Source organism: Liquorilactobacillus uvarum DSM 19971 (assembly GCF_001434935.1).
In the GTDB taxonomy this organism is placed as follows: domain Bacteria; phylum Bacillota; class Bacilli; order Lactobacillales; family Lactobacillaceae; genus Liquorilactobacillus; species Liquorilactobacillus uvarum.
This window is the reverse complement of record NZ_AZEG01000011.1, coordinates 18,203-39,887: the sequence shown is the minus strand read 5'-3', so window position 1 is coordinate 39,887 and position 21,685 is coordinate 18,203. Positions and strand designations below refer to the sequence as shown.

Sequence of the window (21,685 nt, the reverse complement as noted above, 5' to 3'; positions counted from 1 at the left end):
CTGTAAAAAATGAGTAATACGTTAAATTTTTCAATCAGTGGGGACGAACTAAAAAAAAGAAGCGATACAATCACTGAGGGTACGGACCGTGCACCCGGCAGAAGTTTATTATATGCGACGGGTCAAGTCAAAAATCCGGAAGATATGAAAAAGCCTTTTATTGCAATTGCAAATTCGTACATTGAAATTGTTCCTGGACATGTTCATCTGCGTGAATTGGCAGAAGTTGCAAAAGATGAAATTCGTAAAGCAGGAGGTGTTCCTTTCGAATTCAATACTATTGGGGTCGATGATGGGATCGCGATGGGACACATTGGAATGCGCTATTCGCTGCCAAGTCGTGAAATTATTGCTGATTCGGCAGAAACGGTAATTAACGCACATTGGTTTGATGGTGTTTTATTCATGCCTAACTGTGACAAGATTACACCTGGAATGTTGATGGCTGCAGCACGCACAAATGTTCCAGCGGCCTTTGTTTCCGGTGGCCCAATGAAAGCCGGACTTGATCCTAATGGCAAAGCAGCAACTTTGTCAACTGTTTTTGAAGCTGTCGGAGCTTTTAAAGATGGAAAAATGAGTAAAGAAGATTTTATGGAATTGGAGAGAAATGCTTGCCCAGGTTGCGGATCTTGTGCGGGAATGTATACTGCAAACTCAATGAATTCACTTATGGAAGCCATGGGAATGGCACTTCCATATAATGGAACAACATTAGCCGTTTCAAAAGAAAGGCGTGAATTGGTTCGGCAGGCAGCACGTCAAGTAATGTATAACGTTAAGCATAATGTTAAACCGCGAGATATCATGACCAAGGAAGCTTTCGACGACAGTTTTGCTCTTGATATGGCAATGGGCGGATCAACTAATACTGTTTTACATGGATTGGCGATTGCCCATGAAGCTGGTATTGATTATAGTGAGCGGGAAATCAATGAAATAGCTAAAAAAACGCCGCATTTGGCTAAAATTGTGCCTTCATCATCATGGACAATGGAAGATGTACACAATGCGGGCGGAATTCCAGCAATTATGAACGAATTGATTGAAAAGGGCGGAATTCTTCATCCAGATCGTCCAACAATCACAGGAAAAACAATTCGTGAAAATGTTGCAGGCGCACACACATTAAATCCTGAAGTTATCAGAACACTTGACAATCCTTATTCTGAACAGGGTGGTTTATCGATCCTTTATGGAAACATTGCCAAAGACGGATCAGTTATAAAGGTTGCTGGAGTCGATCCAGACATTAAAAAATTCGTTGGGAAAGCAATCTGTTTTGATTCACATGATGATGCAGTAGAAGGTATTGATAATGGGACTGTTAAGGCCGGCGATGTTGTTGTTATTCGGTATGAAGGGCCTAAGGGTGGACCTGGAATGCCTGAAATGCTGAATCCAACATCTGATATTATTGGCCGTGGTTTGGGAAGAACAGTTGCACTGATAACTGATGGACGTTTCTCAGGCGCAACACATGGAATATGTGTGGGACATGTATCGCCTGAAGCCGCTGCTGGTGGAGAGATTGCTCTGATCAAGGATGGTGATCAAATTACAATCGATCTTGAAAAAAGGACCTTGGACGTTGCAGTCAGCGAGCAAGAACTTAAAAATAGGAAAAAAGATCTTAAACCTTTTCAGCCAAAAGTGCGAATGGGATACCTTGCACGTTACCAATATTTGGTAACTTCTGCCAATACAGGTGGAATTATGCGCGGTGCAGATGAACTTTTTGGTGCAGTTGAAGCAAGTGAAGAAGAAAAGAATGAAAATAAAAACGAATCCAGTTGCGGTAAGAACTGCCGGTGCCATAAAGAAACCAATTAATTGGCTGTAACAGATATTTATGTGTTGAGATGTATGTGAGAGAAAGGAAAGAAAAAATGACCAAAGTAGAAAAGTTAGGTAAAATGATTGGACGTTGGTTCACGCTTCTAGTGGTGCTATGGGCTGCTTTCAATTATGTTCTGCCAAAGACAAGTTTATGGCTTGTTCCAAATATTTCATATTTATTGGGAATTATTTTATTTGGTATGGGGTTGACATTGAGGATTGAAGATTTTGAAAGAATTGCTAAACGACCATTGCCAGTAATTGCGGGTACAGTCGCACATTATGTAATAATGCCAACACTTGCTTGGTTGTTATGCCTTATTTTTCAGTTGAAAGGTGCAACTGCGGCCGGTGTAATTCTAGTTGGCTCGTGTCCAAGTGGCACATCTTCCAGCGTGATGGCATACTTGGCTGGTGGGGATGTGGCGCTTGATGTTTCAATTGAAACATTATCCACACTGCTAGCACCAATCGCGTTGCCTGGCCTTTTATTGACCTTTGCGGGCAAGTATATTGATATACCAACTGCTTCTTTATTTTTAAGTACAGTAAAAATAGTTTTATTTCCAATTATTTTGGGTGTGGTTCTACATTCAATTTTTGGGAAAAAAATCGAGAAAATTACACATGTTTTACCTCTAATTTCTCAAGTGGCTATTTTACTGATTATTGGAGCAGTAATTGCAGCTAATCATGCTAATCTATTTACAGCGGCAACAGCTCTTGTTATTCCAGTAGTAATCTTACACAACCTTTCAGGATATGGTTTAGGTTATCTTTTCTCGAGATTGATTCGATTGCGTGATCCGCAGAGAAAGGCAATAACATTCGAAGTTGGAATGCAAGATTCAAGTTTGGGTGCAGCGTTGGCAATCAAGTATTTTGTTCCAGCAGCAGCGATTCCATCAACAGTTTTCAGTATTTGGCATAATATTTCCGGTTCGGTGTTGGCTTCATATTGGCGCACTAAAAGCACTAATGACCAAAGTACACTGAAAACTAAGCTAAATGATGTAAAAGAAGTTTGAGTACCAAGTTAAAAGAGAATGTTGTTCTTTAAGGCATGTTTCAAAGAATTTCCGTTTAAAGGAATTCTGCGAAACATGTTTTTTTATTACTAAATGATACAGTACGCCGTGTAAAGATTATTGCGCTTCATTGTTATTGGTTATACTGTAAAGGTAGTGATTACTTAGTAATTCAAAGGGAGGTTTTTTTATGAGTTCTGTTTTTATTATCGGATCACATGGACAGATCGGACAAAAATTGGTTAGTAAGCTGATAGCTAGAAAATTCGTAGTATACGCGGGTATTAGAAATGATGGGCAGGCAAAAGTTTTTCCAACTGACAAGCTTGTACATCCAGTTCATTTTGATTTGAATGATTCGGCAGAAAAAATGGCGAAATGTTTTAAACAAACAGGAGCAAATGCAATTATTTTTTCAGCTGGCTCTGGTGGAAAAACAGGTGATGACCAGACGTTGATAATTGATTTAGATGGAGCTGTTAAATCGATGGAAGCAGCCCAAATAGCAGGAATCAAACGTTATGTGATGGTGAGTTCAGTTGGAAGTAACAAGCGGGATCTTTGGGATAAAAGTGGTATCAAGCCATATCTGATTGCAAAACATTATGCAGACAAGGAATTGCAAAGGACGGCACTTGATTACACTATTTTACGTCCGGGGATGTTAAAAAATATTTCAGGTACTGGTACTATCACTGTCAACTCTGAAAGTGAAGAGCGATTAAGCATTCCACGTGAAGATGTTGCGGAAGTGATCGCGGCGATCCTGGATAATCATGCGACATTTAGAAAGAGTTATACGATTGGTAGCGGGGAAACACAAATCGCTGCGGCATTTTAATAAAAATAGCTTTGGTTTTGATAAGCAGTTTGGGTATTGAAGATTAATAATAACCTAAAGGGGTTTATGACAATGAACTGCCATAGACCCCTTTAGGTTATATTTTCATGTTAAAGTATTTCAAAAAACAAGCTTTATCAGACAGTCCCCACTGGTTGCTTCCAAAGATCCTTATTTTTCTTTGCGGTGACTTATGTTTTTCATGAGTACAATAGTAAAAAACTACTTGTTTAAAGGTCCCTTATCAAGAAAAGCACTAATCATCCAAATATTTTTATCGGCTTCGGCTTTATAGCCATTTAAGATATCCTGTGTAGGAAAGTCCTTCTCATCATCTGTAATTTCAATCCCCTTTTGATATTGATCACGGAGATACTTAAATTGTTTCAGTAGACGCTGCATCAGTTCAGGTAAATCAAATTGTCCAAAACTGATTTCATCGTCTGGAAGGCCTGTATTATCCATAAATTCATGAGTTGTTGCAATCGGTGAACCGCCCAAAGCAATCAGACGTTCAGCCAACTCATCCAACTGTTCAGCTAACTGATCCTTGTATTCATCCATTAATGGATGAAGGCGAAAGAATTCCGGACCGCGCATATACCAATGAGTCTGTTGGATGTTGGTTTGAAGCTGTGTTAAATCAGCCAAAAGTTGATTAAGCTGTTTTATTGTTTTTGGATATGGATGGGTTTCTAACATAAAAAAATCACCTTTCCTTTCAATTCAATAACCATTACACTTACATTTTAATTATAGATGGTCTTCTTTAGACATACAAACAATACGCGTTTCCGGGTATGTAGGAGCTATCGAAAGATATTCAAAAAGAAAGGCGAAGTTAGTATACTCAATGCTGCTCATTTTTTTTGAAATTATGTTTTAATTGCGGAAAAATTAAACGATCGGCTTCTGCAATAATTAAGCCATTAAATAGGAAAGAAAATAAAGTTGCAATGTTAACGGCAAATAACTTATGCGAGAAAATGGCACAAAAAATGATTATGACTATCGGAACAATGAAGTCAAGCAGTTGTGCGGCAGTTGAATTTCCTTTCAGATATAAAAAACGCAGCAGATTAGTTGTGTCGTCATTAGGATGCATAATGATGTTGGCACGTTGATAAAGAGAGATTGCGGTGCAAAAGAAAACAACACCTAAACAAGAGATGAGGCCGCGTATAAGGAAGGGGAGAGTTGGTATACCAAGATAATTGAAAAATTGAGCAAAGGTATTTACAAAATAACTGAAGAAGAAAATGAAGCAAAATTCACCTATGAAACGCCGAATATCCCAATGATGTATCAAAATTTGGTTAGTTAAAATATTTATCATTCCAAGTGCAAAAAGAATCACACCGACACTTGTGTTTGTTAATTTGCTCAAGTTAACGGCAGAGGCCGTCCAAAGGCCGCTTCCTGCGTTTCCTGAAATACATAAACCATTGCCGAAAGCATTTAAAAGTAAGCCTCCGATAAGACCGAGTAAACGAATTTGAATAGAGTTCTTGATGATATTCACCTCTTGAAAATTTAAAAGGATAATAGATACGTACAAAATAACACATGCTAAGTTATATAACCTAGTAAGCAATGTGTCAAGATTTTTCTGTAGGGTGCTTGAAACTATAATTTAATCTATTTAAAACTTATAGTTGATTAAATTATAGTAAGTATTAGTTTACTTTTTACATATAACAGAATATAATGATTACTATATTATAAAAATTCTAAATTAAAAAGAGGAATTAGGGAGAGACTGACTTTGGAAGAGAAGAGTTTAGCACAACGCGTTAACGTGATGCGCGCTGCTGTAATGGGGGCAAATGACGGAATTCTTTCGGTTGCTGGTATTGTAATCGGGGTTGCCGGAGCAACGACTAACAGTTATGCCATTTTCATTTCAGGTATTGCTGGAATGTTGGCCGGAACGGTTTCAATGGCAATGGGAGAGTATGTTTCCGTCAACACTCAAAAGGATGCTCAGAAAAGGGCGGTTATGCATCAAGAACAGGCACTGAAAGACAATTATGAAAAAGAATTTGAATTTGTGAAACACAACTATCTGGAACAAGGTATTAGTGAGCGGCTTGCTAAAAAAGCAACTGAAGAAATGATGCAAAAGGATGCTTTAGTAACAACGGTTCGTGAACGCTATGGTTTTGAAGTTAATGAGTTTACCAGTCCTTATGCGGCTGCAATGGCCTCAATGATAGCTTTTCCTCTGGGATCAATTCTTCCTTTACTGGCAATATCATTGTTCCCAAATGGAATTCGCATTGCAGCAACATTTGCAGCTGTAATTATAGCGCTCTCATTTACTGGATATAGTGCGGCAGTATTGGGTAATGCTAATAGGGGCCAAGGTGTTTTGCGCAATGTTACTTCAGGAATTCTGACAATGGTTGTTACATACGTAATTGGGAGTTTAATTGGAAGTTAATGGAGTTGAAAGGTGAGTAATATCAAACGATGGATATTCTAGTGAAGAAAAAAGAAACTAATGAAAGTGAAACAATGGATGAAAAGCTAAATACTTTGCGCGCAGGTGTGCTAGGTTCAAATGACGGAATTTTGACAGTTGTTGGAGTATTGTTTAGTGTTGCAGTAGCAACTCCAAATCAATTTACAATTTTTATTGCCGGAATAGCTGATTTAATGGCCTGTGCTTTTTCGATGGCATCTGGAGAGTATGCCTCTGTAAGTGCACAAAAGGAAACTGAACGAGCTGCGGTTGGAGAAGAACGGGGCTTGTTGAAGCACAATTATGCTGCAGAGGTTAAAAGCGTACAGAAGTATTATATGGCTAGGGGTGTTACGGATGTAACGGCGAAACAAATTGCAGAGGATTTAATGGCTAAAAAACCATTACAGACTATAATTGATGTTAAGCATGGACTTAAACTTGGACATTATATGAATCCATGGAAAGCAGCGATTTCTTCACTCTTTTCAGCAGCAGCTGGTGGAGTTTTTCCCTTAGCAGCAATGACACTTAGCCCAACTGCATACCAGTGGCCAGCAACAATTTTGGCAGTATGCCTGTCTGTATCACTAACTGGGTTTTTAAGTGCGAAACTTGGTAATGGCTTAGTTAAAGTTGCAATTATTCGCAATCTTCTGGTGGGTATTTTGACAATGATTATTCATTATAGTGTCGGAATTATACTATAGTTCAACAAATCGAATAAATTGGATAGACTTTTTATCAAACTATTGAGAGCTTGTTTCGATAGTCTGGTAAAGAGTTTTTTTATTAAAATTTATTTTGTAGTTGACAAGAAGCAAATAATTAAATATAATAAAACATGTTAACAAAAAAGTAACATTAAAAATGAAATTTACTGAGGGAGAACTTATTATGAATGATAAATATATAGAATTTTTAAAAAATCGCCGTTCTATTTACGCTTTGGGTCGAAATGTCAAACAACCCAAAGAAGAAATCGCAGAGTTGATCAAAAAAGCTGTGAGAGAATCTCCAACAGCTTTCAATAATCAGACTATCAAAGCTGGTATTTTATTTGGTTCAGCATCAGAAAAAGTTTGGGATATTGTTGCTAAAAGACTGAAGTCAGAGGTCCCTACAGAGGAAGCCTATGCTAAGACAAAAGAAAAGGTTGATAGTTTTAAGGCTGGTTTTGGAACAGTTCTTCTTTTCACTGATCAGTCAATTGTTGATCAAAATAAAAAACAATTTAGTTTATATGCTAATAATTTCCAAGATTGGTCAGAGCAGGGATTAGGTGGGGCACAACTGAGCATATGGACAGCCTTGGCAGAAAACAAAATTGGAGCGAGTTTACAGCATTATAATCCCTTAATTGATGATCAGATTAAAGAAGCTTTTGATGTGCCTGAAAGCTGGGTTTTGCGTGCAGAAATGCCATTTGGGTCAATCGAAGCTTTGCCGGGAGAAAAACAATACGCGGTTGATGATCAACGCTTCAAGGTTATCGGTGATTAGCTTTGTATTTAAATAATGCAAAAACGAGGTTAGAAGGATATAAGTTTTAAAGAATTGCAAAAAACATGGCAGAGGCCTATGACACAAGTCGGTAAGGTTTAAGTATTGATGTGAAATTACAAACATAGCTTGTTTTTTGCCACGGGCAGTTCAAAGTTAGATGGAGAACTTTGAATTACGGGACACACTTGTACAGAATGAATAAGGGAACTAGATCAAAATTTAACTTTTGACCCAGTCCCCTTATTTTAGTTTTACATTATATGAATTAATGTGGTTTAATATGCGTTAAAAATTTATTTTGTTTCTGTGATAATTGGCGTTTCTTGCTTGTCGACATATTGTGCGGAAAGTGGATGAGCATAGAGCTTTTCACCTTTTTTATCGATGAATATGCCCAACTCAGCGATATCTTGCATTGCTTTTTCAACGGTTTCTTTGTTCAGATTATTGTTCAGATAGTTTAAACGGAAATGATGTTTTATCTGACCGGTTTGACCAGCAAATACCAAATCTAGTTGTTTCATATAAAAGCCTCCTTAATTGCACCGGTTAGGCACTAATGTCGTTAACAGTTGTTAATTTAAGTTCATCTGTCGAGGTTCCAGTCAATAAGGACAATATTTTACCAAATTCAACAATTTCCTGATCAGTAGCAGCAGCTTTAATATTGTTGAAACTACGTTTGCGTTTTTCGCCGTCACTCGAAACTGATACAGTGTTTAAACTTGTTTTAATCCACGTTGTACTCATATGAATGACTCCTTTCAATTTTTATAAGCTTTTTTGTAAGTGTCGCGACATCTTACAAGTTTAATAACGGCAGAAAAAATAAAAGTGTAAAGGAAATGGTTCATTAGGATTAAGTATAAAAAATCGGGGATCTTTTGCGTAAGGACAATATTTTCTGATTTTGATTAAAAATAATAATGCGAGGTATAAAAATTGGAATATGTTAATTGCAGGAGAATTAGATTAAGACTGCAGTCTGAAATTTGTGACCAGACTGCAAAAAAACACATCCAATTTGCTGATTAAGGGCTCTGGATGTGCTTCGTAGACTAAAAAAATTTTTTATTTAATATACATCTCACGAAAGTTAGAAATATAGTTGGCCGGGAGCTGGAGCCCTTTTTCTAAATAGGTGTTAAATGCACCATAACGCTGTTTGACCAAATCAAATGCATGTGCTAGGTAAGCAGCCTTCACGTTGAGTGAAACATTTAATGCAGAGAGTTTCTCTGGGGATAACGTTTTTTGGAAACGAGTTAGAATTTGTGCATTTTCTTTTTTACGAGCTTTATTTGTTAAAAGATAGTCTTCGAAGATATCAGCTTCAGAAACACCCGCGATCTTTAAAAGAAGAGCGGCAGCAAAACCAGTCCGATCTTTCCCAGCAAAGCAGTGAAAGATTATGGGTTCAGTACTGTTTAAAAGTTCAACCAAAAATTGATGATAGCCTCTCTGAGAAGAAGGGCTGAGCACAAGTTCAGAATATACTGAAAGCATATGTTCTTCAATATTGGACGCAATAACCATATTTTTCAGGCTAGGATTAGCTTGACCAGGTGAAGACATCAAGTTAATATTTTCATACAAAATATTCTCAATATTCGTATCAGGACGATTATTGATTTCTTCTGGCCTCCGAAAATCATAGATTTTTTTTAAATGAATAGTGTTGCTGAGAAAATCGATATTTTGGGGTTTTAAGTTGTATAGTTCACCACTGCGGAAAAAAATGCCTGCTTTCAGATGTCCATCACTTGTTTGATAGCCGCCAATATCTCTAAAGTTTGTGATATCGGTGTGAATAAACTTTTTGTCATGTACCACGTATTTCAGCCCCTATTTAAGTAGTATTTTAGATTAATTGTACTTGCTTTCAGAAAAGATTATACAGCATCACAGCTTTATTTCCCAAAAATTTCCTTATAAAAACTAATAATTCAAAAGTTTTTCTGTCGAAAATAATGAAGATAGATATTTTAATCTCGGTTCTTTCTAGTAGAAAACGCATGAAATATGGTATTCTTTGAAATAAGCTAATTAGCACATGAAAGGGGGATAAAATGGGTATTAGTGATGAAATATATTTAGCCGTTCTTCATCTTATCGAAGAAAAAGGACCGTCTTTTACAACTGCAGAACTTGCCTCGAAACTAAAAGTGAGCAAGAGGACAATTTATAAGATGTTTGAGAGCAAAGAGATGATTATTGATAAAGCAATTGATTTTATTTTTAAAGACATCTATCTTGGTGCCAGTGGAGTACCTAAAGGAGCAAGGCTTTCACCGGATGAAATGCTGCAGAGATATCTTATTGAATTCCCTGGCGCTCAACATGTGGACAAAATAATCAAACATGCGAAAACCTTGGAAAAAAGATACCCACAACAGTGGGCAAAATTAAATAATCATCTTGATGAATTTGGGAAAAAACTATACGATCTTTTTATAGGTGATCCGCATGTACGCATATTGACGGGGACAGAAAAAGATGTCTTGCTGCTGATGATACAACAAACAACACGTAAATTTCTACAAAATAATTACCTTGTATCAAAGGGACTCAGTTTTAAAGCAGCAATCAGGACACTATATAAAATGATTCTTAGTGGTATATATTGTTAAAAGGTTCTTCGCAAATTTGACAGGTTTTAATTATTTAAGTACAAACAAAATTTTGTCAAAGGTTGAAATTTGCACGAATAAAGTGGCAATATTGAAGCATATTTTTGGCTTTATTTGTGATTTATTGTATAATTTTCGTGTTTTTAATTGTCAAAATATGGGAATCTTTACTTGTTGAGAGGGATGATTAGGATGGAAATTACGCGGCATGGAGAATTAGGGAGAACTAATGGGAATCCTTATGGAATAGGAGAAGTATTCCCTAGTGTTTCTTTAGACTCTGGGAATTTTGAACGTGTAGATGCTTCGGACCTAAAGGGAAAGTATGTGTTGATTAGCATTGTGCCTGATATTGATACACGTGTGTGCAGTTTATCAACAAAAAAGTTTAATCAAGAAGCAGATAAATTTGAAAATATTGGTTTTTATACTATATCCACCAATTCTGTTGCAAAACAGCAACAATGGTGTGCAGCTGAAGGCGTAGAAAGAATGAAGTTGTTATCTGATCTTAACGGTCAACTGGGAAAAAAATTAGGAATTTATGTTGAAAAAACTGGAAATGATGCACGCAGTATTTGGATCTTGGATAAAAAAGGCAGAGTTGCTTACCGTGAGTTGATAACCGAACAGTCCAATGAACCTGACTATCAGAAAGCACTAGCTTTTTTAAGAGAACATACAGATTAGTAGCTGCTTTTTGGCAGATTAAGATTAGATTTGGTGAGAAGAACTGATTAATTTCAGCTTTTCGAACTGAATCTTTTTGTTTGGGCTGGTGAAAATGCTTCGTGTCTTCGCGAGGGTAACACGGTTTTAGTTTTGGGAGGTGTTGCTCAAGTAAACTAAAAAAAGCAGGGTAGAAAAGAGATCTGATTTGAATAGCCATACCTTTTTATCCCAAAAAGACAGCCATCTAACTACTAAAATTACAAAAGCAGTGCCGATTTTACAATGTAAGGCAACTAAATAGTGTACCTCGATATAAGGAGCTGATGATTCTAAGCAAATATGTCTTTGCAGAAAGATAATGGGTTTGGAACAATAATGTTTCATGCAGCAGCGCAGCAAACGACCATCAAGTGTTTTTATGAATAGCGATAGAATGGTAAAATTTACACAAAAAAATATCTTGAGAATTTTATTCAAGATATTAAATACTAGATTATTTAAAGGATGTGCCTAATGCTGATATTTTAATTGCTGTGAAAACTTTTTTCTTCATCCAAAAGAAGCCCAGTATTGCGTCCTCGATTACATTCTGCTTGAATCGTTACATGTGACACATTGTAGTTTTGTTTTAAAATATTTTCAATTTTAAGATAAACACATTCAGTTTGACTTAGAGGAAGATCTGGCATATTGACGTGAACAGATAAAATGATTTCATTTTCATCAATCAACCAAGCGTGCAGGTGATGAACGCCAGTTATCTCCGGAATAGTCAACAAATCTTTTTTTATATCTTCAAAATTTAGTTTGGGAGATGCTTCCATTAAAATGGTGAAAGTTTTGTGAACAATTGGCAATGATTCATAGATAATATAAAAAGAAACCAGAAGAGTCATTAATGGGTCAATCCACTTTATATTGAAGAGAATAATAAGTGCAGCACTAATTATAACCCCGATTGAAGCGAGGGCATCGCTCAGCAGGTGGAGATAGGTGGCTCTGATATTTAAGTTGTGTTTGGAATCATGATTCATTAAAATAGTTGATAAAAGGTTAGCTGCAAAGCTAATAACAGCAACGATAAACATAACACCGCCTTGGACTTCTTCAGGATGAGTGAAGCGCTTGATTGCCTCAATCAGCAAAAAGGCAGATATGACGATCAGTAAAATTGAGTTTAGGAGAGCTGTTAGAATCTCAGCACGGCGGAAACCATAAGTGTTTTTAACGGTAGGTGATCTTTTCCCTATACGGTTAGCAATATAACTTAGAATAATTGAAAATGCATCACTGAAATTATGAAAGGCATCTGAAAGTAAGGACAGACTGCCGGATAAAAGTCCGCCTACTAATTCAAATAAAGTAATTATGATATTTAATAGTGTGACTAGCAAAAAACGTTTGCCAGTATGAATTTTGTGCTCTTCCATGGAGAAGCCTCCTAAAAGTTCCATTTTTATATATGAACATATGCTCATATCACGATTAAACTATAGCATTGAACTGGAGAAAACGCAATAGGTCATCCTAGGCGTTCCGAAATAGATATTTGATATGAAAAAAATATTAAAAGAGTATAAAAAGAAGAAAGATGGTTTTAATCATGGTAATATAATAATTATCATTGAAAATTAATTTTGAAATAATGCTGGTTAAACGATTCAGGAGGAAGAGAAATGGCTGAGAGAGAAAAAGTCAATGCGGCACATTTGATCGTACAATGTCTTGAAAACGAGGGAATTAAATATGTTTTTGGAATTCCCGGAGAAGAAAACATACATTTAATTGATGCTTTAGATGAATCCAATAAAATAAAATTTATCTTAACGCGTCATGAACAAGGAGCCTCCTTCATGGCTAGCACTTACGGTAGATTGACCGGCATTCCAGGTGTATGCTTAGCAACCTTGGGACCAGGTGCTATCAATTTAATGTTAGGGGTAGCTGATGCAGAAACAAATTCGACACCGCTTGTTGCTATCAGTGCGCAAGGTGGTTTGGCTCGGTTGCATAAGGAATCGCATCAAGTAATAGACCTTGTTGCAATGTTTAAACCAATCACACAATATGCTGATATGATATTAACTCCGCAGGCGGTGCCCGAAATGGTGCGCAAGGCTTTTTCAACAGCTAAGCGTGACCGTCCAGGTGCTTCATATCTTGCAATTCCACAAGATATTGAAGAAACACCGATTCAGGGACAGCTTCAACCACTGGAGATTGATCCTGTTTCTGTCACTCAGCCAACCGCATCAGATATTGATAAGGCAATTAAGCTGATTGCGGCAGCTAAAAAACCAGTGATTTTAGCTGGAGATGGTGTGTTATGGAAACATGCAGAACAAGAGGTCAGGGAATTAAGTGAGGAGTTGCAAATACCTGTAGCTACAACCTTTATGAGTAAAGGCATAATTTCTGATCGACACAAGAATTCACTGGGGGTAGTTGGATTTATGCGTCGTGATTATGAAAATTTTGCAATTGATGAAGCTGATTTAATAATTTCAATTGGTTTTTCCATCCAACAATTTGATCCTCAAAAGATAAATCCTGAAAAAAATAAAAAGATTATTCATATTAATATGTTCCGACAGGATGTTGACAGCCACTATAATGTAACCTTAAATATTATTGCGAACATTCGTGCCAGCTTGCAGGCTCTTTTACAGGCATTAAAATCACAAGAAATGCATTTCAGTCATCGTACAGCTGAAATCAGAGAGCTGATTCATGCGGAACTTGCGAGTGGCAAGGAAAGCAATACATTTCCTTTAAAGCCGCAAACAGTTGTCTATGCTACGCGTAAGATTTTACCTGACGATGCAGTAGTCTTAGTTGATACAGGCGCTGTTAAGATGTGGATGGCACGTCTGTATCAAACGTATTTATCAAATACTTGTTTGATAGATAATGGGTTGTCTACGATGGCATGGACGCTACCGGGGGCAATTGGAGCAAAATTAGCACGCCCTGACAAAGTTGTTGTTGCGGTAATGGGAGATGGTAGCTTTTTAATGAACTCGCAAGAAATAGAAACGGCAGTTCGGGAAAACTTACATCTTGTAATTGTGATTTGGGAAGATGCTTCATATGGTCTAATTAAGTGGAAGATGGATATGGAGATCGATCATCATAATGGAGTTGATTTCGACAATCCTGATTTTGTTAAATATGCAGAAAGCTTTGGCGCAACTGGGATGCAAGTTAAAAAACCTGGCGAATATCTTGAATTTTTGGAAAAAGCTGTTACGGCAAAAGAAGGCGTCTTTATTATTGCAGTCCCTGTTGATTATCGCGAAAATATGAAATTAATCAATAAGTTGGGGAACACAACTGTGCGCATTTAATGCCAAAGCGGTTTGACAAGGATACAGGGACAGCATACTATGTAAGATATGTTTTAGGTGTGTTAATTTTTAATATTTGAGCATTGATGAGAAGAGTAAATGCAAAAACAGTATTTAGCGACTGCCGATGGTGAGAGGACAGATTGGAAATGCATTGAAGATGAACTCGGAGCTAGGTGGTTAGTGCAAGCTGATTGCCCGTGAGAATACGATATATTCTTAGATATAAGATGATGATATGTCTAACTGAGGTTAAAGATATTTTAACAAATCTGGGTGGTACCGCGAAGAAAACTCGTCCCTATGTATTTTTATAGGGGCGGTTTTTTTATTGATTAGTTGTTGGGAATAAGGTAATTTTTGGAGGACTTGAGATGCAGGAAAAAAGTAAAAATAATTTGAAGCGTAAGATGGAAGCAAGACATTTGCTGATGATCTCGTTAGGCGGCGTGATCGGAACAGGATTGTTCTTAAGTTCAGGGTACACAATTCATGAGGCGGGCCCAGTAGGAGCTATCTTAGCATATGCTATCGGAGCAATTGTTGTTTATCTGGTGATGCTATGTCTTGGAGAATTGGCAGTTGCAATGCCGCAAACTGGATCTTTTCACGTCTATGCAGATAAGTTTATTGGGCCAGGAACGGGATTTACAGTAGCAATTTTGTATTGGTTGACTTGGACTGTTGCGCTAGGTTCTGAATTTACGGCCGCGGGGTTGATAATGCGTACTTGGTTTCCGCACTCACCGACATGGATTTGGAGTCTGCTTTTTATGATTGTAATTTTTACATCAAATGCATTATCAGTGCGTTTCTTTGCAGAAACTGAATTTTGGTTCTCGAGTATTAAAGTTATCGCTATTATTGCTTTTATTATTATTGGAGGACTTGCAATTTTTGGAATCATTCCGATAAAGGGTTATTCGCATGCACCCCTTTTTAAGAATCTTTATGCGAATGGGCTATTTCCAAATGGATTCAAGGGTGTTTTTACTACAATGTTGACGGTTAATTTTGCTTTTTCAGGGACAGAGTTAATTGGAGTAACCGCGGGGGAAACTAAAGATCCAGAAAAAAACATTCCTAAAGCGATCAAGACAACGTTGTTACGACTTGTAATTTTTTTCATTGGCAGCATTATCGTTATGGCTGCTTTGATTCCTTGGCAAAAAGCTGGTGTTAATCAAAGTCCATTCGTTTTGGTTTTTAAAAGTATTGGGTTGCCATTTGCAGGTGATTTGATGAACTTTGTCGTTTTAACAGCTATTTTATCAGCGGCTAATTCAGGACTGTATGCTTCAACCAGAATGTTGTGGTCGCTAGCACATGAGAAGATGATACCTGCATATTACGCGAAAACGAATAATCGAGGAGTCCCTATAATCGCGTTGCTTGTTAGTATGGTAGGAGGTGTTTTAGCGTTGATATCCAGTGTGGTAGCAGCCTCAACAGTTTATCTCGTGCTCGTTTCAATTTCAGGGTTGGCAGTTGTTATCGTGTGGATGGCAATTGCACTCTCGGAAATTAATTTTAGGAAGCACTGGTTAAAGAGCGGACATACGGTTGCAGAATTAAAGTTCAAAACTCCGTGGTATCCGCTTATCCCTTGGACAGCATTTATTATGAGCCTGCTTTCATGTGTACTAATTGTATTTGATCCGACTCAGCGGTCAGCGCTGTTTTACATGATTCCTTTCTTAGCAGTTTGTTATGCTATCTATTATGGAAAAAAATTTTTGAAGACTAGAAAAAAAGATGCTGATTCTTAACAAAAAAGAATGTATTAAGGTTGAATTTTGTGATGAAAAATATTGCATAAAGTTTATCGGAGGTATAACACAATGAATCCTATTGCAGAAAGTTTAAAAAACAAAAAAATTTTGGTTGTTGACGGAGCTATGGCAACAGAACTGGAGAAAAAAGGCATTGACACTAGTAATGATCTTTGGTCCGCCAATGCTTTGATAAATGCTCCTCAGAAGATAACTGAGGTACATCGCAGTTATTTTGAGGCTGGTGCTGATATTGCAATTACTAACACTTATCAAGCTAATGTTGCAGCTTTTGAGAAAAATGGTTTGAGTCATATACAGAGTGAAGAATTAGTTGTTCAGGCTGTTCGTTGTGCACAGAAAGCACGTGCAGCATTCTATTCGTCTTTAACAACACAAAAGAAAGCTGAGCGGGTATATCCCTTAATAGCGGGAAGTGTTGGCCCTTATGGTGCTTATTTGGCAGATGGAAGCGAGTATACAGGAAATTACTCACTAACTGAAGATGAATATCAGTCTTTTCATTATTCACGCTTGGTTTTGCTAGCTAAAGCTGGTGTTGATTTTTTTGCGATTGAAACTCAGCCGAATTTTGCTGAAACCAAAGCACTTGTTAATCTTTTGGTTGAAAAATTTCCCAAGCAGTCTGCTTGGATATCTTTCAGTATTAAAGACAGTGGACACTTATGTGACGGGACTTCTGTGGATGAGGCGATAAAATATTTCGAAAAATATGAGCAGATAGCTGCTATCGGAATAAATTGTATCGCGCTAGAGAAAGTTGAGGCAGCGGTCAAGAATATAAAAAAAGAGACTAATAAGCCAATTGTTGTCTACCCCAATAATGGTGACCGGTATGATCCACAAACAAAAACATGGAAAGCCAATCCAAACTCTGCAACATTCAGTGAAATGGTACCATTATGGCGGGCAGCTGGCGCAAGGTTGATCGGCGGATGCTGTCGCTCAACTCCATATGACATCAAAGAGATTTCAACAACAGTGAAAGTTTAAGTTGATGATCGAAGATGAAGCATTAGTAAATAAGAGCACAAATTATGAGTGCCTTGGTTACATTGTGAATTTTAAAATAAATTGAATAGATATTAGAAATTTTTTTAAAGCTTTAAAAAACCAAATGTTTTATTCTTAAGATCTTTTTTGATGGATATAGAAAAGCTTAATAGCTACCGAGGTGTTTGACTATAGGCTTTTTAAAACACTATTATATAGTTGTTAAATATTCAACAAAGTTGATGACGATTTTTAAATAGATGATTTTTTTATCACATTATGTAGTTTTTTTCACAATAAAAGGAGGAAGCAAAATGCCAGAATATCGTGTAGAAGAAGATACGTTAGGACCAGTCAAAATTCCAGCTAAGGCTCTTTGGGGTCCACAGACAGAACGAAGCCGCAATAACTTTTCAACTGGTCAATTTATGCCTTTGGTGGTTATCCGAGCTTTATTACAAATAAAAAAAGCTGCAGCTCAGGCGAATAAAGAACTCGGGCAGCTTTCATCGGAAAAAGCAGATTTGATAACCAAAGCAATCGATAAGTTGCTGGTTTTAGATGATGAAGAACTGCGCAAGGATTTTCCCTTAAGAGTCTATCAAACTGGTTCTGGAACACAAACTAATATGAATACGAATGAGGTTATTGCAAACAAAGCTGCTGAACTTGATTCAAGTATTGAAGTCTTGCCCAATGATGACGTTAACCATGGGCAGAGTTCGAATGATATTTTCCCAACGGCAATGAATATTACGGCCAGTGTGGCAGTTGCTGAACTTGAGAAAGCCGCACAGCATTTGATTGATGAATTGAAAGAAAAGCAAAAAAAATACTGGCATACGGTAAAAATTGGACGTACTCATCTTCAAGATGCGACTCCATTGACCTTTGGGCAGGAAGTCAGCGGTTGGGTAAGTACGCTAGAACATGATTTGGATTATTTAAAGAATTTAGATCATACATTGCTTGAATTAGCAATGGGCGGTACTGCTGTTGGAACTGGTTTGAATGCAGCGCCTGGTTTTGCAGATGACATTGCAGCACGTGTTAGTGATGTCTATGGGCAAAAATTTACCGCTGAAGTTAATAAGTTTTACGGTCTTGCAGCACATTCCGGTTTGAATGTCGTTCATGGTGCAATCAAGACTTTGGCAAGCGATCTAATGAAAATTGCAAACGATATACGTTTTCTTGCTAGCGGTCCGCGTGCGGCTTATGATGAATTAAACATTCCTGCTAATGAACCTGGTTCATCTATTATGCCTGGTAAGGTAAATCCGACACAAGCTGAGGCGATTACAATGGCAGCTGTAAGGGTTATGGGAAATGATGTTGTCGTTACAATGGCATCTTCACAAGGAAACTTTGAGATGAATGTTTATAAACCGGTCTTGATAGATGCATTTCTCGAATCGGCAGAACTATTGCGCGGGACAATGGAGAGCTTTGCAGATAAATTGATTCATGGATTAACAGTCAATAAAAAGAGAATGCAGGAGTTAGTGGACAATTCATTAATGACTGTGACGGCGCTTTCCCCGCATATTGGATATCACGATAGTGCTAAAATTGCGCAAGCTGCTGATAAAGCGGGAAGTACTTTAAGAGAAGCTGCACTTAAATCAGGTAGAGTGACACCAGAACAATTTGATGAGTGGGTCAATCCTTTAAAAATGACCAAGGTCGATTAGCAAGAAAAGAAGAACTTCTTTCGATTGAAAGGAAGGGGTTTGAATGATTAAAATGTTGAAATTTATTGCGACAGTTGGAACCAATGCAAGTTTTTCATTTAATCGTTTTTTATTAAACTACATGCGAGGAAGGTACAGCAAACAGACTGAGATAGAAATTCAAGAAATTAAAAATATACCGTCGTTTAACGAGGATATGGTGCGACTTCCGCCGCAATGTGTTCTTGAATTAATTGATAAGATCGAAGCTGCCGATGGCGTCATTTTTGCCACGCTGGAATATGATCATGTCATTCTGGCTGTTCTAAAAAGTGTACTTGAATGGCCATTATCAGTGGCGCATCTGTTACTGCGTAAGTCTGTTATGATTGTTGGAGGATCGGACGGAGTTCAAGGAACAGTTTGCGAACAGATTGATCTGTTCCAGATTTTAAATGCTCCTGGAGTGATGACTAATACTCTTCCGATAAATGAATTTATGTTAGGAAAAGTAAAAAATAAGCTCAATCAAAATGAAGGACTAATACATGAACAGACAATTGAATTTTTGGACCAATGTTTCGCTAATTATGTCAATGTTGTTAATAAGCGTAAGCTTTGCTTCAAAAAGTTAATGACTAAGGAGGAAGTATAGATGAGAGACAAATTTATATTTGAACCGACATCAATCGAGAAACTTCAGAGTAAATACGATGTAATTGTGATTGGTTCAGGAAGTACAGGACTGGTCAGTGCAATCCAAGCCCATGAATTAGGGTTAAAACCGGTTATTCTGGAGAAGATGGATAAAATCGGAGGAAATACCAATCGAGCTTCTTCTGGAATGAATGCTGCTGAAACTAATGTTCAGTTTCAACATGGAGTTATTGATAATTTTGAGGATTTTTACTGTGAAACATATCGCGGAGGCGGTAAAATGAATGATCAAGATTTATTGTCTTACTTTGCATCTCATGCTGCATTAGCGATAGACTGGCTGGCTGAGCATGATATTAGATTGGATGATTTAACTATTACAGGTGGAATGAGCAAGATGCGCACCCATCGTCCAGCAAGTATGGCACCTATCGGAGCGTTCTTGATCAAAAAACTTTTGAAAGTTATTCAGCAGCAGAATATTCCGTTGTTTACAAAAGTTAAGGTTACGTCTCTAAAGAAAAATGATGAGAATAAAATTGTTGGAGCTACTCTTCAATTGCCTGATGGAAGCAAGCGTAATTTAGACAGCCAAGTGGTGATTTTAGCAACAGGGGGATTCGGTGCATCTAAAGATATTATTAAAAAGTATCGACCTGATCTGTCAGAATATAAAACCACCAATCAGCCTGGGGCAACAGGAGATGGATTGGATTTGGCGGAAAAAGCTGGTGCAGAATTAGTTCAAATGAATCTAATTCAGGTTCATCCTACTGTTCAGCAAGATAATCCACACACGTATTTGATAGGCGAGGCAGTTCGTGGCGAAGGTGCGATCTTGGTAGATGCCCGAGGAAAACGTTTTGTGAATGAATTGGGAACACGGAAGATTGTTTCTAACTCGATTGTTAACTTACCTGAAAAGAGTGCTTACTTGATTTTTGATCAAAGTGTGAGAAATCGCGTTAAGGCAATTGAATTCTATGATCATATTGGTTTGGTTGTAACAGGAGAAAATGTTCGTGAATTAGCAGAAAAAATTGATTTAGATCAAAAATCTTTAACCCAGACAGTAAATGATTGGAACAATGCAGTAGTAAGTAAGCAAGACAACCAATTTGATCGAACGACAGGAATGGAGCGCCAGCTAATTGAAAAACCATTTTTTGCAATTCATATTGCACCTGCTGTTCATTATACGATGGGTGGAATCCATATTGATAAAAAAACACATGTTTTAGATGGTAACGGGAATATTATTCAAGGACTTTTTGCTGCTGGTGAAGTAGCAGGTGGGTTACATGGAAATAACCGAGTAGGAGGCAATTCCATAGCAGAAACAGTTGTTTTTGGACGGCAAGCAGGACAGCAATCAGCAGAGCACCTCCTAGAAAAAAATTGATATTTTTTCAGTGTGTGAACTAGTTTTTGAATTTACTGCATCATATTGAGGACGGTATAATTATGCAGTCTTTAGAGAAGATTCAGTATAAAAAATTTATTTTCCCTGTTTTGACAGGTTTAGTGTTATGGTTTGCAACCCCATTACGACCGGAATTATTGTCGATTGCTACTTGGTATATGTTTGCATTGTTTGCCGCAACGATTCTTGGATGTATTACGCAGCCGCTTCTTATTGGAGCAGTTTCAATTGTAGCATTTACTATAACAACGCTAACTAAAACAGTTTCAATTGATAAAGCGATTACTGGTTTTGGGAATGGAAGCATCTGGTTGATAGCGATGGCATTTTTTATTTCACGCGATTTTATAAAAACTGGTCTTGGACGCAGAATTGCTTTTGTTTTTGTACGCACTTTCGGTAAAAAGGCTTTAATTTAGCTTATTCGCTGATTGGAATTGACTTGATCTTGGCTCCAGCTACATCAAGTAATACGGCACGTGCTGGAGGATTTATGTATCCGATTATTAAATCTTTGGCACAGACATTTGGTTCGGATCCTAAAAATAAGACTGAACGTAAAGTGGGATCTTTTTTGATTTTTTCAGAGTTTCATAGGAACATTATTACTTCGGCAATGTTTTTGACGGTGATGGCTGGAAATTTCTCGGCACAATTATTGGCTAAAAGTAACCATGTTGATTTAGAGTGAATGAACTGGTTTCTTGCAGAGTTTGTTCCAGGATTGATTTCATTGATCTTGGGACCGCTTATTATTTATAAAATGTACCCACCGCAAATCAAAGCAACATCGAATGCACATGAATAGGCGGATAAGCA

General features: G+C 37.4%; 20 protein-coding genes and 1 pseudogene. 15 read left to right on the top strand and 6 right to left on the bottom strand.

Translation table 11 applies throughout. The annotated features are described in order from the left end of the window. Nucleotides 1–9 precede the first annotated feature (9 nt). The 3 genes from ilvD to FD20_RS06855 all read left to right on the top strand — a co-directional run bounded on the left by ilvD (nucleotide 10) and on the right by FD20_RS06855 (nucleotide 3,708). Entirely contained in the window at nucleotides 10–1,833 is a 1,824-nt protein-coding gene (gene ilvD, locus FD20_RS06865; protein WP_057737060.1) for a dihydroxy-acid dehydratase, read from the top strand. 56 nt (nucleotides 1,834–1,889) lie between these two features. Further along, on the top strand, nucleotides 1,890–2,867 hold the full coding sequence (locus tag FD20_RS06860) for a bile acid:sodium symporter family protein (RefSeq protein WP_057737058.1): 978 nt from the start codon (nucleotides 1,890–1,892) through the stop codon (nucleotides 2,865–2,867). Nucleotides 2,868–3,057: 190 nt separating this feature from the next. Then, complete coding sequence (locus FD20_RS06855) at nucleotides 3,058–3,708, top strand: SDR family oxidoreductase (RefSeq protein WP_057737056.1); 651 nt, start codon at nucleotides 3,058–3,060, stop codon at nucleotides 3,706–3,708. A 222-nt stretch (nucleotides 3,709–3,930) separates the two neighbouring features. On the opposite strand, the gene FD20_RS06850 is transcribed toward FD20_RS06855, so the two are convergent. Both FD20_RS06850 and FD20_RS06845 read right to left on the bottom strand, forming a co-directional pair. Beyond that, the gene (locus FD20_RS06850) at nucleotides 3,931–4,410 is read right to left on the bottom strand and encodes a Dps family protein (protein WP_057737054.1); all 480 of its coding nucleotides are present in this window, start codon (nucleotides 4,408–4,410) and stop codon (nucleotides 3,931–3,933) included. Nucleotides 4,411–4,558: 148 nt separating this feature from the next. Beyond that, on the bottom strand, nucleotides 4,559–5,230 hold the full coding sequence (locus FD20_RS06845; RefSeq protein ID WP_477218314.1) for a DUF6198 family protein: 672 nt from the start codon (nucleotides 5,228–5,230) through the stop codon (nucleotides 4,559–4,561). A 279-nt stretch (nucleotides 5,231–5,509) separates the two neighbouring features. Between FD20_RS06845 and FD20_RS06840 the strand changes: the two genes are divergently transcribed. The 3 genes from FD20_RS06840 to FD20_RS06830 all read left to right on the top strand — a co-directional run bounded on the left by FD20_RS06840 (nucleotide 5,510) and on the right by FD20_RS06830 (nucleotide 7,675). Further along, nucleotides 5,510–6,151 carry a VIT1/CCC1 transporter family protein gene (locus tag FD20_RS06840; RefSeq protein WP_057737121.1) on the top strand — a complete coding sequence of 214 codons (642 nt, stop codon included), beginning with the start codon at nucleotides 5,510–5,512 and terminating at the stop codon, nucleotides 6,149–6,151. Between the two features lie 29 nt (nucleotides 6,152–6,180). After that, the gene (locus FD20_RS06835) at nucleotides 6,181–6,882 is read left to right on the top strand and encodes a VIT1/CCC1 transporter family protein (protein WP_057737052.1); all 702 of its coding nucleotides are present in this window, start codon (nucleotides 6,181–6,183) and stop codon (nucleotides 6,880–6,882) included. A gap of 187 nt (nucleotides 6,883–7,069) precedes the next feature. Beyond that, nucleotides 7,070–7,675: a nitroreductase family protein gene (locus FD20_RS06830; protein WP_057737050.1), complete on the top strand. Its 606-nt coding sequence runs from the start codon at nucleotides 7,070–7,072 to the stop codon at nucleotides 7,673–7,675. A gap of 296 nt (nucleotides 7,676–7,971) precedes the next feature. On the opposite strand, the gene FD20_RS06825 is transcribed toward FD20_RS06830, so the two are convergent. From FD20_RS06825 to FD20_RS06815, 3 genes are all read right to left on the bottom strand, one after another. Further along, nucleotides 7,972–8,202, bottom strand: coding sequence for a DUF2922 family protein (locus FD20_RS06825; RefSeq protein ID WP_057737047.1), 231 nt, complete (start codon nucleotides 8,200–8,202; stop codon nucleotides 7,972–7,974). Nucleotides 8,203–8,227: 25 nt separating this feature from the next. Continuing rightward, the gene (locus FD20_RS06820; protein ID WP_057737046.1) at nucleotides 8,228–8,428 is read right to left on the bottom strand and encodes a DUF1659 domain-containing protein; all 201 of its coding nucleotides are present in this window, start codon (nucleotides 8,426–8,428) and stop codon (nucleotides 8,228–8,230) included. A gap of 321 nt (nucleotides 8,429–8,749) precedes the next feature. Then, nucleotides 8,750–9,511, bottom strand: a complete 762-nt coding sequence (locus FD20_RS06815) for a tyrosine-protein phosphatase (protein ID WP_057737044.1) — start codon at nucleotides 9,509–9,511, stop codon at nucleotides 8,750–8,752. A 236-nt stretch (nucleotides 9,512–9,747) separates the two neighbouring features. Here FD20_RS06815 and FD20_RS06810 point away from each other — a divergent pair, with 236 nt between their 5' ends. Together FD20_RS06810 and FD20_RS06805 are read left to right on the top strand one after the other, a co-directional pair. Further along, complete coding sequence (locus FD20_RS06810) at nucleotides 9,748–10,308, top strand: TetR/AcrR family transcriptional regulator (protein WP_057737042.1); 561 nt, start codon at nucleotides 9,748–9,750, stop codon at nucleotides 10,306–10,308. Between the two features lie 192 nt (nucleotides 10,309–10,500). After that, the gene (locus FD20_RS06805) at nucleotides 10,501–10,998 is read left to right on the top strand and encodes a thiol peroxidase (protein ID WP_057737040.1); all 498 of its coding nucleotides are present in this window, start codon (nucleotides 10,501–10,503) and stop codon (nucleotides 10,996–10,998) included. A gap of 506 nt (nucleotides 10,999–11,504) precedes the next feature. Here the strand turns inward: FD20_RS06805 and FD20_RS06800 are convergent. Next, nucleotides 11,505–12,410, bottom strand: a complete 906-nt coding sequence (locus tag FD20_RS06800; protein ID WP_057737038.1) for a cation diffusion facilitator family transporter — start codon at nucleotides 12,408–12,410, stop codon at nucleotides 11,505–11,507. Nucleotides 12,411–12,656: 246 nt separating this feature from the next. On the opposite strand from FD20_RS06800, the gene FD20_RS06795 reads away from it, so the two are divergent. The 7 genes and pseudogenes from FD20_RS06795 (at nucleotide 12,657) to FD20_RS12955 (ending at nucleotide 21,674) form a co-directional block, all read left to right on the top strand. Next, a complete protein-coding gene (locus tag FD20_RS06795; RefSeq protein WP_057737036.1) occupies nucleotides 12,657–14,327 on the top strand; it encodes an acetolactate synthase large subunit in 1,671 nt (556 codons plus the stop codon). Between the two features lie 374 nt (nucleotides 14,328–14,701). Further along, the gene (locus tag FD20_RS06790) at nucleotides 14,702–16,096 is read left to right on the top strand and encodes an amino acid permease (RefSeq protein WP_057737034.1); all 1,395 of its coding nucleotides are present in this window, start codon (nucleotides 14,702–14,704) and stop codon (nucleotides 16,094–16,096) included. Nucleotides 16,097–16,168: 72 nt separating this feature from the next. Next, nucleotides 16,169–17,113, top strand: a complete 945-nt coding sequence (gene mmuM / locus FD20_RS06785) for a homocysteine S-methyltransferase (RefSeq protein WP_057737032.1) — start codon at nucleotides 16,169–16,171, stop codon at nucleotides 17,111–17,113. 314 nt (nucleotides 17,114–17,427) lie between these two features. Next, on the top strand, nucleotides 17,428–18,807 hold the full coding sequence (locus tag FD20_RS06780) for a class II fumarate hydratase (RefSeq protein WP_057737030.1): 1,380 nt from the start codon (nucleotides 17,428–17,430) through the stop codon (nucleotides 18,805–18,807). 43 nt (nucleotides 18,808–18,850) lie between these two features. After that, nucleotides 18,851–19,441 (top strand): NAD(P)H-dependent oxidoreductase, encoded by a 591-nt coding sequence (locus tag FD20_RS06775; protein WP_235807731.1) that lies wholly within the window; start codon nucleotides 18,851–18,853, stop codon nucleotides 19,439–19,441. Beyond that, nucleotides 19,442–20,845: a flavocytochrome c gene (locus FD20_RS06770; protein WP_057737028.1), complete on the top strand. Its 1,404-nt coding sequence runs from the start codon at nucleotides 19,442–19,444 to the stop codon at nucleotides 20,843–20,845. It begins immediately after the preceding gene. 62 nt (nucleotides 20,846–20,907) lie between these two features. Next, nucleotides 20,908–21,674 (top strand): annotated as a pseudogene (locus tag FD20_RS12955) (anion permease). The last annotated feature ends 11 nt before the right edge of the window (nucleotides 21,675–21,685 follow it).

Excerpts from the sequence above, each read along its gene's own strand:
- FD20_RS06850 (WP_057737054.1), bottom strand. The coding sequence starts at position 4,410 with ATGTTAGAAACCCATCCATATCCAAAAACAATAAAACAGCTTAATCAA.
- FD20_RS06830 (WP_057737050.1), top strand. The coding sequence starts at position 7,070 with ATGAATGATAAATATATAGAATTTTTAAAAAATCGCCGTTCTATTTAC.
- FD20_RS06775 (WP_235807731.1), top strand. The coding sequence starts at position 18,851 with ATGATTAAAATGTTGAAATTTATTGCGACAGTTGGAACCAATGCAAGT.
- FD20_RS06855 (WP_057737056.1), top strand. The coding sequence starts at position 3,058 with ATGAGTTCTGTTTTTATTATCGGATCACATGGACAGATCGGACAAAAA.
- FD20_RS06820 (WP_057737046.1), bottom strand. The coding sequence starts at position 8,428 with ATGAGTACAACGTGGATTAAAACAAGTTTAAACACTGTATCAGTTTCG.
- ilvD (WP_057737060.1), top strand. The coding sequence starts at position 10 with ATGAGTAATACGTTAAATTTTTCAATCAGTGGGGACGAACTAAAAAAA.
- FD20_RS06835 (WP_057737052.1), top strand. The coding sequence starts at position 6,181 with ATGGATATTCTAGTGAAGAAAAAAGAAACTAATGAAAGTGAAACAATG.
- FD20_RS06770 (WP_057737028.1), top strand. The coding sequence starts at position 19,442 with ATGAGAGACAAATTTATATTTGAACCGACATCAATCGAGAAACTTCAG.
- FD20_RS06840 (WP_057737121.1), top strand. The coding sequence starts at position 5,510 with ATGCGCGCTGCTGTAATGGGGGCAAATGACGGAATTCTTTCGGTTGCT.
- FD20_RS06825 (WP_057737047.1), bottom strand. The coding sequence starts at position 8,202 with ATGAAACAACTAGATTTGGTATTTGCTGGTCAAACCGGTCAGATAAAA.
- FD20_RS06800 (WP_057737038.1), bottom strand. The coding sequence starts at position 12,410 with ATGGAAGAGCACAAAATTCATACTGGCAAACGTTTTTTGCTAGTCACA.
- FD20_RS06790 (WP_057737034.1), top strand. The coding sequence starts at position 14,702 with ATGCAGGAAAAAAGTAAAAATAATTTGAAGCGTAAGATGGAAGCAAGA.
- FD20_RS06805 (WP_057737040.1), top strand. The coding sequence starts at position 10,501 with ATGGAAATTACGCGGCATGGAGAATTAGGGAGAACTAATGGGAATCCT.
- FD20_RS06860 (WP_057737058.1), top strand. The coding sequence starts at position 1,890 with ATGACCAAAGTAGAAAAGTTAGGTAAAATGATTGGACGTTGGTTCACG.
- FD20_RS06780 (WP_057737030.1), top strand. The coding sequence starts at position 17,428 with ATGCCAGAATATCGTGTAGAAGAAGATACGTTAGGACCAGTCAAAATT.
- FD20_RS06795 (WP_057737036.1), top strand. The coding sequence starts at position 12,657 with ATGGCTGAGAGAGAAAAAGTCAATGCGGCACATTTGATCGTACAATGT.
- mmuM (WP_057737032.1), top strand. The coding sequence starts at position 16,169 with ATGAATCCTATTGCAGAAAGTTTAAAAAACAAAAAAATTTTGGTTGTT.
- FD20_RS06810 (WP_057737042.1), top strand. The coding sequence starts at position 9,748 with ATGGGTATTAGTGATGAAATATATTTAGCCGTTCTTCATCTTATCGAA.